The organism is Pantoea sp. C8B4 (assembly GCF_051336905.1).
Lineage (GTDB): Bacteria > Pseudomonadota > Gammaproteobacteria > Enterobacterales > Enterobacteriaceae > Pantoea > Pantoea rwandensis_B.
In genome coordinates this window covers 1-13,445 of the sequence record NZ_JBGMNK010000008.1, presented here as the reverse complement: position 1 = coordinate 13,445, position 13,445 = coordinate 1, and the positions used below count along the sequence as shown (strand labels likewise).

Annotated in this window: 13 protein-coding genes and 3 tRNA genes; 11 read left to right on the top strand and 5 right to left on the bottom strand. The window is 51.3% G+C overall.

Going from position 1 to position 13,445, the window contains the following annotated elements; all coding sequences use genetic code 11:
* Window positions 1-33: 33 nt before the first annotated feature.
* Window positions 34-744 carry a pyrimidine utilization protein B gene (gene rutB / locus ACCW76_RS11630; protein WP_436338596.1) on the bottom strand — a complete coding sequence of 237 codons (711 nt, stop codon included), beginning with the start codon at window positions 742-744 and terminating at the stop codon, window positions 34-36.
* Window positions 744-1,835: a pyrimidine utilization protein A gene (gene rutA, locus ACCW76_RS11625; protein WP_436338595.1), complete on the bottom strand. Its 1,092-nt coding sequence runs from the start codon at window positions 1,833-1,835 to the stop codon at window positions 744-746. Before rutA ends, rutB begins: the two co-directional genes overlap by 1 nt.
* Before the next feature lie 308 nt (window positions 1,836-2,143).
* Between rutA and rutR the strand changes: the two genes are divergently transcribed.
* Entirely contained in the window at window positions 2,144-2,779 is a 636-nt protein-coding gene (gene rutR, locus ACCW76_RS11620; RefSeq protein WP_045816229.1) for an HTH-type transcriptional regulator RutR, read from the top strand.
* A gap of 23 nt (window positions 2,780-2,802) precedes the next feature.
* The gene (locus tag ACCW76_RS11615; protein WP_436338594.1) at window positions 2,803-3,777 is read left to right on the top strand and encodes a metal-dependent hydrolase; all 975 of its coding nucleotides are present in this window, start codon (window positions 2,803-2,805) and stop codon (window positions 3,775-3,777) included.
* 41 nt (window positions 3,778-3,818) lie between these two features.
* On the opposite strand, the gene cycA is transcribed toward ACCW76_RS11615, so the two are convergent.
* The gene (gene cycA, locus ACCW76_RS11610) at window positions 3,819-5,210 is read right to left on the bottom strand and encodes a D-serine/D-alanine/glycine transporter (protein ID WP_038647711.1); all 1,392 of its coding nucleotides are present in this window, start codon (window positions 5,208-5,210) and stop codon (window positions 3,819-3,821) included.
* A 284-nt stretch (window positions 5,211-5,494) separates the two neighbouring features.
* On the opposite strand from cycA, the gene ACCW76_RS11605 reads away from it, so the two are divergent.
* Window positions 5,495-6,193 carry an extensin-like domain-containing protein gene (locus tag ACCW76_RS11605; protein WP_436338593.1) on the top strand — a complete coding sequence of 233 codons (699 nt, stop codon included), beginning with the start codon at window positions 5,495-5,497 and terminating at the stop codon, window positions 6,191-6,193.
* Here ACCW76_RS11605 and ACCW76_RS11600 read toward each other — a convergent pair whose 3' ends face one another.
* Window positions 6,194-6,868 carry a DUF4396 domain-containing protein gene (locus tag ACCW76_RS11600; protein WP_045831651.1) on the bottom strand — a complete coding sequence of 225 codons (675 nt, stop codon included), beginning with the start codon at window positions 6,866-6,868 and terminating at the stop codon, window positions 6,194-6,196.
* Window positions 6,869-7,419: 551 nt separating this feature from the next.
* On the opposite strand from ACCW76_RS11600, the gene sdiA reads away from it, so the two are divergent.
* Entirely contained in the window at window positions 7,420-8,142 is a 723-nt protein-coding gene (sdiA, locus tag ACCW76_RS11595; protein WP_034820310.1) for a transcriptional regulator SdiA, read from the top strand.
* A 122-nt stretch (window positions 8,143-8,264) separates the two neighbouring features.
* The gene (locus ACCW76_RS11590) at window positions 8,265-8,876 is read left to right on the top strand and encodes an acyl-homoserine-lactone synthase (RefSeq protein ID WP_034820307.1); all 612 of its coding nucleotides are present in this window, start codon (window positions 8,265-8,267) and stop codon (window positions 8,874-8,876) included.
* 31 nt (window positions 8,877-8,907) lie between these two features.
* On the opposite strand, the gene ACCW76_RS11585 is transcribed toward ACCW76_RS11590, so the two are convergent.
* A complete protein-coding gene (locus ACCW76_RS11585) occupies window positions 8,908-9,135 on the bottom strand; it encodes a DUF2594 family protein (RefSeq protein ID WP_034820303.1) in 228 nt (75 codons plus the stop codon).
* A gap of 430 nt (window positions 9,136-9,565) precedes the next feature.
* On the opposite strand from ACCW76_RS11585, the gene uvrY reads away from it, so the two are divergent.
* From uvrY to ACCW76_RS11555, 6 genes are all read left to right on the top strand, one after another.
* Window positions 9,566-10,225 (top strand): UvrY/SirA/GacA family response regulator transcription factor, encoded by a 660-nt coding sequence (gene uvrY / locus ACCW76_RS11580; RefSeq protein WP_034820300.1) that lies wholly within the window; start codon window positions 9,566-9,568, stop codon window positions 10,223-10,225.
* Window positions 10,218-12,050, top strand: coding sequence for an excinuclease ABC subunit UvrC (gene uvrC, locus ACCW76_RS11575; RefSeq protein ID WP_436338592.1), 1,833 nt, complete (start codon window positions 10,218-10,220; stop codon window positions 12,048-12,050). The genes uvrY and uvrC overlap by 8 nt, the downstream gene beginning before the upstream one ends.
* 68 nt (window positions 12,051-12,118) lie before the next feature.
* Window positions 12,119-12,667 carry a CDP-diacylglycerol--glycerol-3-phosphate 3-phosphatidyltransferase gene (pgsA, locus tag ACCW76_RS11570; RefSeq protein WP_034820295.1) on the top strand — a complete coding sequence of 183 codons (549 nt, stop codon included), beginning with the start codon at window positions 12,119-12,121 and terminating at the stop codon, window positions 12,665-12,667.
* Window positions 12,668-12,934: 267 nt separating this feature from the next.
* A tRNA-Gly gene (locus tag ACCW76_RS11565) sits at window positions 12,935-13,010 on the top strand.
* A 42-nt stretch (window positions 13,011-13,052) separates the two neighbouring features.
* Window positions 13,053-13,126, top strand: a tRNA-Cys gene (locus ACCW76_RS11560).
* Window positions 13,127-13,137: 11 nt separating this feature from the next.
* Window positions 13,138-13,223 (top strand) — tRNA-Leu (locus ACCW76_RS11555).
* The last annotated feature ends 222 nt before the right edge of the window (window positions 13,224-13,445 follow it).

Here is a 13,445-nt window from a genome sequence, read left to right as displayed (position 1 = left end):
CTTATCGTTATGGTTTTGCAGGTGAGATTGGCCTTAAGCCTTCAGGGCTTCACAAAAGGTGTCTGTGTCACTGACCCAGCCAAAGAAGGTTTCGATGTTGAAAATCGCCGCCTGCTGAGCAAACGGCGGTCCGGCCTGATAAGTGGCGTCTTCCAGCACCACGCCAAAATATTCGAGGAAGAAGCCATCACGCAGCGTGGATTCGACACACACGTTGGTGGCAATGCCGGTGAACACCAGATGGCGGATACCGCGGCTGCGCAGCATGCTGTCGAGTGGGGTATTGAAGAAGCCACTGTAGCGCGGTTTGGGCAGCACGATGTCTCCTGCCTGCGGCACCAGTTCATCCACCAGCGCATAATCCCAGCCGCCTTTCGACAGCAGCGTGCCCTGTAACTCCGGGCGCTTACGCATGGTTTTCAGTGCATTCGACTTATGGAAGTTAGGCGAGCCAGCATCACCTGCTTCGACGTACTGGTCGTCCCAGCCGTTTTGGAACCAAATAATCTGCATGCCAGCGGCGCGTGCCGCGGTCACCGCCTGATGAATTTTGGCGATCACGGGTTTTGTGGCGGAGACATCAAAGCCAGCAAGATCCAGATAACCCCCTTCGGTGGCATAGGCGTTTTGCATATCCACGACAATCAAGGCGCTTTGCGCCGGCGGCAGTGCGATAGCTTCTGGTCGGGCGGGCAGGGTGATATTGGGCAAACTCGACGTATGGGCACAGGTTACGGTACTCATCAGGCAACCTCCTTCTGCGAAGTGATAACGTTTTGACGACACTGCATTAATGGCTGGATACGCTCACCGAAATCTTCAATACCTTGCAGGAAGTCATCGAAGGTCAGAAGTACGCCCTGCGTGCCGTCAACCTCAGCAACTTCATCCAACATTCGTGCCACATTGGCGTATGAACCCACCAGGGTGCCCATATTGATGTTGACGGCTGAAGTGGGATCGGCCATCTGACGCACGTTGGTATCGCTACCGGATTTGGTGTCCTGCTGGCTTTGCGTGGTGAGCCAGGCAAGCGCTTCTTCATCAGCACCTGCTTTGTAATGCTCCCATTTGGCACGCGCGGCCTCATCGCTTTCGGCGGCGATGATCATAAACAGCACGTAAGAACCGACATCTCGCCCGGCGTGATCCGCTGCGGCTTTCATGCGGCTGGCGGTCGGGGCGAAAGCGGTGGGCGTGTTGACCCCTTTGCCGAAGCAGAAGTTGTAATCGGCATGCTGCGCGGAGAACGCCATACCGGCATCGCTCTGTCCGGCGCAGATCACCTTCATCGGTTTCTGCGGTTGCGGGCTGACGCGGCAGTCGTTCATGGTGAAAAATTCACCCTTGAAGTCACTCTGACCGGTGCCCCATAAATCGCGCAGCACGGTGACGTACTCGGTGAGGTATTGGTAGCGGCTGGAGAAGTACTCATCACCCGGCCACAATCCCATCTGTTCGTATTCAGGTTTCTGCCAGCCGGTGACCAGATTGACGCCGAAACGGCCATTGGAAATCGAATCGATGGTGGCGGCCATGCGCGCCACAATCGCCGGGGGCAGCGTCAGAGTGGCTGCCGTGGCATAGATCTCAATCCGTGAGGTCACCGCCGCGAGCCCCGCCATCAGCGTGAAGGATTCGAGATTGTGATCCCAGAATTCGGTTTTGCCCCCGAAGCCGCGCAGTTTGATCATCGAGAGCGCAAAGTCGAAGTGATAATGCTCGGCCTTCAGCACAATCTCTTTATTCAGTTCAAAAGTCGGTTTGTACTGCGGCGCATGGGTGGAGATGAGCCAGCCATTGTTGCCAATCGGGATAAACACGCCAATTTTCATGTGAAACCTCTCTGCATTGAAGGGGCATTGCTTTACGCGCTGCACTGCTTCCTGCACGCATCCTGCGAGCGGCGCTCAGTCACAAAATTGCAAAGCTTGTGCCACATTTTTAAATGCCTTATACAACAATGTGTTAAAAAACATTAAAGGATGAAAGTAGAGCGGTTGGTCTAAATCAGACCGTTTGGTCAAAACTTTTTGCACGTTTTTCATGCGCGCGGTGGTCAAAAAAGGTGCAGGGCGAGCGATTAGGCAGGAAAGAGGGGCTTTGTTATGATGCGGACAGGCAGGATTGAAGAGGTAACAGTGTGAAAAGCGATGAAAAACAACCGGGCCGACGTTCACGTGCCGTTGCCGCAAAACGGGCTGCGATACTGGAAGCGGCGTTAAGCTTCTTCTCGCAGTTCGGTATTCACGGTACCAGCCTCGATAAAGTGGCAGAGCGTGCCGATGTCTCCAAGACCAATTTGCTTTACTACTATCCCTCAAAAGAGGTGCTGTATATCGCGGTTCTGAAGGAGATCCTTGATGTATGGCTGGCTCCACTGCGCGCACTGCGCCACGATCAGGACCCCCTGACCGCCATTCGGAAATATATCCGTCTTAAGCTGGAGGTGTCGCGCGATCACCCCCAGGCCTCGCGCTTGTTCTGTCTCGAGATGCTACAAGGTGCCCCTTTACTCAAAGGTGAACTGGCCGGGGATTTAAAAGCGCTGGTAGATGAGAAGGCGGCAATCATCGAGCAGTGGATTGCGGAAGGGCGGTTAGCCGGTGTGCAACCTCAGCATCTGTTTTTCCTGCTGTGGGCCACCACGCAACACTACGCGGATTTTGCTTCACAGGTTGAAGCGATCACCGGCCAGACGCTGAACGATCCTGCGTTTTTTGAACAAACGCTGGAGAATGTACAGCGCATGATAATTGAAGGGATCCGCGTGCGTTGATCCCGCTTTAGCCAGGAGAGTGCATGGATTCGCTATCACAACTGACGTTGGGCGCGGCGGTCACCGTTGCGGTGATGGGCAAGCGCGTGCCGTTATGGCAATCTGCGCTGGTGGGTGCGATTGCAGGCACCTTGCCCGATCTTGATGTGTTTATCGATCATGGCGATGCGATTCGCAATATGACGCTGCATCGTACTGAGAGCCATGCGCTGATATGGCTCACGTTAGTTGCGCCCCTGCTGGCCTGGCTGATCGCAGGTGCAACACGCAGTCGCTCCCACTGGCGCGGCTGGTGTCTGGCAATTTGGCTGGCCCTGATTACGCATCCATTGCTCGATCTGACAACGGTGTACGGCACGCAACTGGGGTTACCGTTTACCGATTTCCCCTACGCGATTGGCAGCATGTACATCATCGATCCGTTGTATACCCTGCCATTGCTGATTGCGCTGGGGGTGGCGTTATGGCGGCGTGATGGAGTAGGACTGCGCTGGAATCAGGCGGGTTTACTGATCAGTACGCTGTATCTCGGCTGGAGCATGGTGGTGCAGGGCGTGGCGACGCAGCATATCGATCGTGATCTGACTGATCAATCCATCAAGCCGCAGCAGGTGCTGGTGACGCCAACGGCGTTTAATACCCTGGTGTGGCGAACCGTGATTATGACCCCCGATCGTTACGGTGAAGCCTATTGGTCACTGCTGTCACCCGATCGTGCACTGGAAATTCATTGGCATCCGCGCAACCCGCAATTGTTCGATGCGTTTAAAGGCGACTGGTATGCCGAGCGAGTGGCGTGGTTCAGCCATGGTTTTTACGCCATGCGCCAGCAGGGTGAAGATACCTTGATTTCGGATTTAAGGATGGGGGAAGCGCCCAATTACACCTTCACCTTCAATCTGGGATCGGCACATGTTCCCGAACCGGCACCGGAAAGGGAGCCTTCGGTACGGCCTTCACTGGCGCAGGCATGGCATAAATTACGCGAAAGGTTATAAAAAAAGCCCCGAATGCTCGGGGCTTTTTGTCGGCAGTGCTATCAGGCTTTACGACGACGTAACAACCAGCCCATAGTGAGAATGACGAACCACAGCGGCGTGACCATCAACGCCTGGCGAGTATCATCTTGCAAGGTCAGCAGGACAATGACAAAGGCGAAGAACGCCATGCACACCCAGCACATCAGCTTGCCCAGCGGCATCTTGAACTTCGACTCAGCATGACGTTGTGGATGCTGTTTGCGGTAAGCCAGATAGCTGCACAGGATGATGGTCCAGACGAACATAAACAGAATCGCCGATACCGTTGTAACCATGGTGAATACCGTCATCACATCGGGAATCAGGTAAATCAGTGCCACGCCGCACAGCAGGCAGAAGCAGGAGAAAAACAGCCCGGTGGTGGGAACCGCGCGTGCCGACAGGCGGCCAAACGCTTTGTGTGCCACGCCTTGTTCTGACAGACCGTACAGCATACGGCTGGTGGAGAAAATGCCGCTGTTGGCGGATGATGCAGCAGAAGTCAGCACCACGAAGTTAACGATGCTGGCGGCGGCGGGTAATCCGATCAGCACAAACATCTCAACGAAGGGGCTGCGGTCTGGCATCACCTGATTCCACGGCGTCACCGCCATGATCACCAGCAACGCCAGAACGTAAAACATAATGATGCGCAACGGAATGGCGTTAATCGCGCGTGGCAACACCTTGTGCGGATCTTTGGTTTCTGCTGCGGCTGTTCCCACTAACTCAATGCCGACGAAGGCAAATACCGCAATTTGGAAGCCAGCAAAGAAGCCGCTCAATCCTTTCGGGAACATACCGCCATGATCCCAGATATTGCTCAGGGCCGCGGCGCTGCCGTTAGGCGAAGGATAATGCATGCTGACCAGCACGATGCCGGTCACGATCAGAGCAACAATCGCCACGATTTTAATAATCGCGAACCAGAATTCCATTTCGCCAAACAATTTCACCGTTGCGATATTGAGTGCCAGGAACACAAATATACACAGCAGCGCACTCATCCAGATGGAAAAGTCGGGGAACCAGAGTTGGAAATAGGCACTAATGGCCACGACATCAGCAATGCCCGTTACCACCCAACAGAACCAGTAAGTCCAGCCGGTAAAATATCCCGCCCATGGCCCGAGTAAGTCGGCAGCAAAATCGCTGAATGATTTATATTCAAGATTTGAGAGCAGCAATTCGCCCATAGCGCGCATGACGAAAAACAGCATAAAACCGATGATCATATAAACGAAAATGATCGAGGGGCCGGCCAGGCTGATGGTTTTACCTGAGCCCATAAACAACCCGGTGCCGATCGCGCCACCGATAGCAATCAGTTGGATATGGCGGTTATGCAGATTACGCTGGAGCTTATCGGGCTGTTCGGCCTCGATAAGCGCCTCTTTGGATTGATCAACCATAAATATATCTTTCCTGTTTTGATGTTGTGTCAGCTCTACTGGCTGTTAGATAACGTGCCGTTTGATAGGGCAAGTGGCATAAGATAGTGGAAAGGTTGCAACTCTCGGTAATTGTTTTTTTACAATTGTGACCTTTTACGGGGTTTCCTCTGTCAGTAAATATTTACATGGCATAATCCACGGTGCATTTGCGTAAATCTTCAGCAATTAAGCCTTTTCTGCGTTATCTCCCCATTTTGCCACCTACACTTACGTCTTCTTTTTATGAGTAAACGTGAGGTGTGATGCGCGCATTATTAGCGATTGCTCTGTTGGCATTATGTGGCTGGTGGAGTTTGCCGTGGCTGAAAACGCATTTGCCGCCGCAGTGGAATCCGTTTACGCCGCTGTCGGTCACTGACCCACAAGGATGGATGATGCGCTACAAATTGCAGCGCCTGAGTCACGATCCTGCGGCCTGTATGGCGGTGATGCAGCGAGCCAGTCAGCAGGGATGGGTAGAATTTCGCGCCGTGCCAGCACTGAAAGGTGATTGCCCTATTGAACAACCTTTACGCGTGAGTGGTTTTGGTGAAGTGACATTGAGCAGCAGCTTTCTTGCCAGTTGCCCGATGGCAGTGAGCAGCACAATCTATGTCGTCAACAGCACTCACGCCCTTCAGCAGGCAGGTATCAACAGCCCGATTCGGCACATCAGCCACGTCGGCAGTTACGCCTGTCGAAATATCTATCATCGCCAGCAGGGGCGTTTAAGCGAGCATGCAACAGCAGATGCATGGGATGTGACAGGGTTTCAGCTTGCCGATGGACGCTGGCTGCAGGTGGCAAAAAACTGGCATCAACCTGAGGATGCGGCTGCAGGGCTCCGCGCTTTATGGCACAACGGCTGTGCGACCTTTGGCAATGCGTTAGGACCGGATTACAACGCCGCGCATGCCGGACATTTTCACCTGGGCATGCGCGGCGGCGGATACTGTCGTTAGTTAGACGGCGGGATTAAGTCCCCGTTTTATCAGGAAATGATTAGCGGGCCAGGAGAATAGAAAACCGATGATCATGGCCAGTTGTAACATAAACCAGAAAGCGACCAGCAATGGATTGATTTGTTGGTTGAGAACAAATTTTAGTGCCAGTGCCATAAAGATAAAAATACCTAATTGATAAATCAGCAGGGGAAACGTTTCGGTTTTTAATGCTAATAATAACGCCCGGCCAAATGAACGTTTTTCACGTTGGCGAATCGCCAGGAACTGGAAAAATAAACCCACCACCAGAGAAACTATCAAGCAAATAATTGCCTGCATCCAAAGCGTTGGCATAATGGCGAACTGATTTAGTAAGGTGATTATTGGTAGGGTCATTATGTCGCCAAATATACAGGCCGCAGCAGATAATGAGGTGGAAATAAATATTGTTTGCCAGCTGGCATTACTCTGAATTTTTTGAGGAACCAGCAGCGCAAGTTTTACCTGACGTGAAGGTTTACGGCCCAGATACCACCAGGCTAACCATCCGATGAACGGCATATAGAGGCCGGTCAGCGGCCAGATGATATTCATGATGGCCACCGGATGCGGGTGACGGAAAAGATCTTTTAAGATCATCAGCGCTGTACAACCGCCCAGTACAAGGAAAGGTAATGCCAGTTGGTTCATCATAGTCAGCCCCGTTATGATGCTCGAATACGCATGACAATGCGCCAGTATGCGTGAGGGCGCAACGTCTTCCCCTGAAAAGTCCACCGCGTCATCCCCCGTACATCCTCTAAGCGTAGCTGGAAAAGAGGGTGACGGAAATCACGTTATACCGCTCACCACAGAAATCACTGGGATTAAGAATGAGCCGAATAGGCGTCGTCCCACAAATACCGCTATTACCCTCAGTAACCGCTTTCAAAGTGAGTGATTTTAGTTAATGACGATGCTAAAAATTTATCAATCTAATGATGATTTTCGATGAATAGGGTGATTGAAACTCCTTCGGAAAAATCCTATTCTAATCAGGAAAGAGGATTAAAGTTGTGAAGCTGTTGGCAAAATGTATCTGCTTTCAGTTCCCCATAATGGTAACGCATTGACAACAGGATGGTTATGATTGTTACCCCGCGGGCTGCTCTCATTTCAATCAATATTTTTTCTCTAGTTAATTTATTTTTTGTGTTAATCAGAACGAATAACAAGTTAAAGCGTGAAACAACGCTGAGGCAATAATGACGACCGATAATTATTTCGTCTGGCGTGGCGAAACTGAAAATGAATTTCAGGCGCTGACGGAAGTGATTCAAGTAAAAACGCTATTACAAAAACACATTGAAGCGATGGGTTTCGATTCATTCGCTTTCCTGGTTCAACATCCCGTGCCTTTTACCCGGCCGCGCGTGTTTTTGTTCAGTACTTACCCGGAAAGCTGGGTTAAGCGCTATGAAAGCGAAAATTATTATGCTGTCGATCCGGTGCTGTTACTTTGTCAGCGGCCGGGACGAGGCGTGGAATGGACACGGGATTTATTTACCGGTGCCGGTAATTTATGGGCTGAAGCGAATGCGGCCGGGCTTAACAGCGGCTTTTCTTGTTCGGCAATGGCGCCAAATCGTGCCATTGGTATATTATCTATAGCATCATCGCTTCACAGTCAGACTCAACACTTACGCGTTCAGCTAGAGGTGAAACTGCACCTTCTGGCGGAACTGAGTTTGCGCGTGCTGGAGCGGCTAAATGATAGTTCAATGGCGGTTTTATCTAATGATTTTAGCCAACGCGAACTGGAAATTTTGAAATGGACGGCAGAAGGAAAAACTTCTGCGGAAATTTCACTGATTTTAGCGATTTCAGAACATACGGTGAATTTTCACCAAAAGAATATGCAAAAGCGTTTTAATGTTTCCAATAAAACGCAGATTGCGTGTTATGCGGCGGCAATTGGCCTGATATAGCAAAAAGGCAACTACTAATTTTAGTAGTTCCCACTCTTTAGTCAGTTGTCTACCCTGCGCCGGAACTTTGCCAGGCTGGCGCAAAGAAATCATTGCAAACATGGGGATGTCAGGGGCGCATGATGAAAGTAATTCAAACACAGCTTAAGGATATGCCGTCCTCTCTGTTGGCAGAATTAGGAACGTATCGCTATAGCGTTTTTGCGCGGGGTGAAGGTTGGTCTATCCCGCCGCGCTTAAGTACGCCTGGACAGGAGTATGATCGCTTTGATCGCTCCGATGTCACCTGGATGATCGCCTGGAATGCGCGCCAGGGGATCTGCGGCTGTGCACGTTTGTTGCCCTGGCATGAACCAGAAGTGCCTGAAGGCATGGTGCTGCCGTTCGATCAGGAAAAAGTCTGGGAAATGTCACGCTTTTCGGCACGCCTTGAGGTGGATGCAGAACTGCCACTGACGATTTTGTGGCATGCGGTGCAGTTGGCGGAACTCAGCGGTATGGAGTACCTGATCAGCTCAGCAACGCCGATGCTGGAAAAAATGTTTGAGCAGCACCATGTCGTGTACGAACCTTTATCACCTGGTTTGATTCAATCTGAGGATAATCTGTTTGCCATTCGTATTCCGGTTCATCAACCGGCACTGGCGGACAAGTATCGCGGCACACGCCGGTTTAGTCCGGAAGAGGTGCTGCCGTCACTGGGTGTTTCAGTGAACTGGCAGTCGCACAGTTGATCACCCCGCGCATCGCGCGGGGCTTCACCGCTTACTGACGGTAGGCGGTTTTAATCTGACGAATGGTGTTGCTGAACACCTCCGCCTGCGGCTTATCCGCTAACGCGCTTTGCACATAGCGCTCCATGTTAATGATAACCTTACCGGCATCCGCCTGGCCCATCCCTTTCAGAATCAGCGTCACCATCATTTTCAGGCAAGCCACTTCATCGGCCAGTGCCTGGGTATCCCGCGATGTTGAAAAGTCTTCATCACTCATCTTTGACTCCTTGGTGGTGTTACTGAATGTAGACACAATATCTGTGTGTAAAAAACAGAGTATATCATATGGTTGAATGAGGAATTTATCCCAGGCGAAGCGGTGGAGATTAAACCAACATTAAATGGATGTTTGCGTTATTAACATGCAGGGAAAATCAGGCGTTGAAGTTATTTTTATTTACCAAAGCCCAGCGGTCAATGAAAAGAGCATAAATTATAACATAATGATATTAGTCACAATTTCACATTTTAATTCTTGCATGCTAGTGCGTTTCACTCAAAAGATATCTGGGAATGAGCTCAATTTGATATGTATCATTTCATTTGGGATTTATCTGCGTAACCAGATGTTTTTTCCCCGGCAAACCCGGTAAGATGGCCCTCCTGAAATATATTTTTCCCCTCACTAACCTGCGGAGTACGTCCCGTTGATCAGTCTGCTTCTTGTTGATGACCATGAACTGGTACGCGCCGGTATTCGCCGCATACTGGAAGATATGAAGGGATTGGTAATTGCCGGGGAAGTGGCTTGTGGTGAAGACGCGGTGAAATGGTGCCGCAGCAATCCGGTTGACGTGGTGCTGATGGACATGAATATGCCGGGCATCGGCGGTCTTGAAGCCACGCGAAAAATTGTGCGCTTCAATCCTGACATCCGCATTATTATGCTGACCATCCATACCGAAAATCCGCTGCCGGCAAAAGTGATGCAAGCCGGTGCGGCGGGTTATCTGAGCAAAGGTGCGGCCCCGCAGGAAGTGGTGAGTGCGATTCGTTCGGTGCACTCAGGTCAGCGCTATATCGCATCAGATATTGCGCAGCAAATGGCGCTTAGCCAAATCGAGCCGCAAAAAGCCGAATCGCCCTTTAGCTGTTTGTCGGAAAGGGAATTGCAGATTATGCTGATGATCACCCGAGGGCAAAAGGTGACGGAAATTTCCGAGCAGCTTAATCTCAGCCCGAAAACCGTTAACAGTTACCGTTATCGCATGTTCAGTAAGTTGAACATCAGTGGCGACGTAGAGTTAACGCATCTGGCCATTCGACATGGTCTCTATAATGCGGAGCCGTTAATCAGTAGTGAGTGACGTTTTCAATTCCAAAGCCTTTCTGAGCACCGTGACCAGTCAGCCCGGCGTCTACCGCATGTATGACGCGACAGGCACGGTGATCTATGTCGGTAAAGCGAAAGACCTCAAAAAGCGCCTGACCAGTTATTTCCGCACTCAGGTGGGCAGTCGAAAAACCGAAGTTCTGGTCAGTAACATCCAAAACATCGACGTGACGGTGACGCATACCGAAACCGAAGCTTTGCTGCTTGAACACAATTACATCAAGCTCTATCAGCCTCGCTATAACGTGCTGCTGCGTGATGATAAATCCTATCCCTATATATTCCTGAGTGCAGACGCGCATCCGCGACTGGCGATGCATCGTGGTGCCAAACACGCGAAAGGGGAATACTTTGGGCCTTTCCCTAATGGCTATGCGGTGCGTGAAACCCTGGCGCTGTTGCAGAAAGTGTTCCCGATTCGACAGTGTGAAAACAGTGTTTATCGCAACCGCTCTCGCCCTTGTTTGCAATATCAGATTGGCCGTTGCCTTGGGCCGTGCGTAGCGGGTTTGGTCAGCGAAGATGAGTATGCGCAGCAAACGGACTACGTGCGGCTGTTTCTTGCCGGTAAAGATGATCAAGTGATCAACCAACTGGTCAAACGCATGGAAGAGGCCAGCTATGGATTGCGCTTCGAAGAAGCGGCGCGTCTGCGCGATCAGATTCAGGCGGTACGACGCGTCACTGAGAAGCAGTTTGTCTCCAATCAGGGGGATGACCTTGATGTGATGGGGGTGGCATTCGACGCCGGTATGGCTTGTCTGCACGTGCTGTTTATTCGGCAGGGCAAAGTGCTGGGCAGCCGCAGTTACTTCCCGAAAGTGCCAGCCGATACCGATCTCACCGAAGTGGTGCAAACCTTTGTCGGCCAGTTTTATCTGCAGGGCAGCGAAGCACGCACTTTGCCAGCTGATATTCTGCTGGACTTTAGCCTGCCTGAACGCGAGTTGCTGGCCGATTCTTTGAGTGAATTGGCCGGGCGCAAGGTCAATATTCAAAGCAAACCGCGCGGCGATCGGGCACGCTACCTTAAACTGGCGCGCACCAACGCTGCCACCGCGTTGACCACGAAACTGTCTCAGCACTCCACTATTCAGCAACGCCTGGCGGCGCTGGCGGTGTTTCTCGAACTCGATATCATCAAACGCATGGAATGTTTCGACATCAGTCACACCATGGGTGAGCAGACGATAGCTTCGTGTGTGGTCTTTAACCGCGATGGACCGCTGCGTTCAGATTACCGCCGCTATAACATTGAAGGCATCACGCCTGGCGATGATTACGCCGCGATGAACCAGGTATTACGTCGTCGTTATGGTAAAGCGCTGGAAGAGGACAAAATCCCTGATGTCATCATCATCGATGGCGGTAAAGGCCAGCTGGCGCAGGCGAAACAAGTGTTCGCAGAGCTGGATGTGCCCTGGGATAAAGATCGTCCCATTTTGCTGGGCGTGGCAAAAGGCACTGACCGTAAAGCGGGTCTGGAAACGCTGTTCTTTGAAGCGGAAGGCGAGGGCGTTTCATTGCCGCCAGACTCGCCTGCACTGCATGTGATTCAACATATTCGTGATGACTCTCACAATCATGCAATTTCGGGGCACCGGAAAAAACGTGCGAAAGTGAAGAACACCAGTGCACTTGAAAGCATTGAAGGGGTCGGGCCAAAACGGCGTCAACAGCTGCTTAAGTATATGGGGGGCCTGCAACCCCTGATGAATGCCAGCGTGGATGAGATTGCTAAAGTGCCGGGGATTTCCTTCTCGCTGGCGGAAAAAATCTACTACTCGCTGAAACACTAGCATTGAAACAGGGGGGGCAATGTAGGAACATACGTTAAATTCTACTCACACCAGACAGTTACTGGCATATGCAATTTAACATTCCGACGTGTCTTACCCTGTTTCGAGTTGTACTGATTCCATTCTTTGTGCTGGCATTTTATCTGCCTTTTCAATGGGCACCTTTTGCCACTGCATTGATCTTTGTGGTTGCCGCCGTGACTGACTGGTTTGATGGTTTTCTTGCCCGCCGCTGGAAGCAAACCACGCGTTTTGGCGCTTTCCTCGATCCTGTAGCTGACAAAGTGATGGTGGCCATTGCGTTGGTACTGGTTGCCGAGTATTTCCACGCCTGGTGGATTACCTTACCGGCAGCGACCATGATTGCACGCGAAATTATCATCTCAGCCTTACGTGAGTGGATGGCGGAGATTGGTAAGCGCAGCAGCGTAGCGGTTTCCTGGATTGGCAAAGTGAAAACCACGGCGCAGATGTTCTCTCTGTTCGCCTTGCTGTGGCGCCCAGACGCTACGGTGGTGGGGGTGGGTGTCGTCGCACTGTATATCGCCGCGGTGCTGACCTTCTGGTCAATGTTCCAGTATTTGAGCGCCGCACGCGGTGATTTGCTCGATAGCTGATCGATGCGATTTAAAAAGCAGCAAACGGACGCACTGTGTGGATAATTCTATTGACTCATTGCGTCAGATAAGTAGAATGCATCGCATCGAACGGCAGCGAGTCTGCAAGAAGCTGAGTAAAATCAGCGAGTTCGGTGAATTAAAGAATCAAGTATTTCAGTTTTCAGCAAGGCGGCGACTGAACGAACCACAGAGAGCTTACTTCAGTAAGTGACCTGTGTGAGTGAAGGAAGCTAACGCAGCAGTAAAGTGAAAGACGAAGATTATGCGGGAATAGCTCAGTTGGTAGAGCACGACCTTGCCAAGGTCGGGGTCGCGAGTTCGAGTCTCGTTTCCCGCTCCAAATTTAGTCGTCTGTTGCTGACAGATGACACATCAGAATAAAGGCGCGTTGGCAGAGTGGCCATGCAACGGATTGCAAATCCGTCTACCTCGGTTCGACTCCGGGACGCGCCTCCAATTTACACCCTGCCCGGGTGGTGAAATCGGTAGACACAAGGGATTTAAAATCCCTCGGCTTATGGCTGTGCGGGTTCAAGTCCCGCCCCGGGTACCATATTTAGTAGTCGCTAAAACCAAATAAAATCAAAGCAATATGCAGTAATGTCGTGACCGCCCAAGGGCGGTTTTTTTGTGCCTGCGATTTACTTCATAATATCAATTCCTAATATCTATCCTCGATATCAACTGCCCGTTACAATTGCTCATCTGCTCATCTGCTCATCTGCTCATCTGCTCATCTGCTCATCTGCTCATCTGCTCATCTGCTCATCTGCTC

Excerpts from the sequence above, each read along its gene's own strand:
- rutB (WP_436338596.1), bottom strand. The coding sequence starts at position 744 with ATGAGTACCGTAACCTGTGCCCATACGTCGAGTTTGCCCAATATCACC.
- rutA (WP_436338595.1), bottom strand. The coding sequence starts at position 1,835 with ATGAAAATTGGCGTGTTTATCCCGATTGGCAACAATGGCTGGCTCATC.
- ACCW76_RS11615 (WP_436338594.1), top strand. The coding sequence starts at position 2,803 with ATGGATTCGCTATCACAACTGACGTTGGGCGCGGCGGTCACCGTTGCG.
- cycA (WP_038647711.1), bottom strand. The coding sequence starts at position 5,210 with ATGGTTGATCAATCCAAAGAGGCGCTTATCGAGGCCGAACAGCCCGAT.
- ACCW76_RS11605 (WP_436338593.1), top strand. The coding sequence starts at position 5,495 with ATGCGCGCATTATTAGCGATTGCTCTGTTGGCATTATGTGGCTGGTGG.
- ACCW76_RS11600 (WP_045831651.1), bottom strand. The coding sequence starts at position 6,868 with ATGATGAACCAACTGGCATTACCTTTCCTTGTACTGGGCGGTTGTACA.
- sdiA (WP_034820310.1), top strand. The coding sequence starts at position 7,420 with ATGACGACCGATAATTATTTCGTCTGGCGTGGCGAAACTGAAAATGAA.
- ACCW76_RS11590 (WP_034820307.1), top strand. The coding sequence starts at position 8,265 with ATGAAAGTAATTCAAACACAGCTTAAGGATATGCCGTCCTCTCTGTTG.
- ACCW76_RS11585 (WP_034820303.1), bottom strand. The coding sequence starts at position 9,135 with ATGAGTGATGAAGACTTTTCAACATCGCGGGATACCCAGGCACTGGCC.
- pgsA (WP_034820295.1), top strand. The coding sequence starts at position 12,119 with ATGCAATTTAACATTCCGACGTGTCTTACCCTGTTTCGAGTTGTACTG.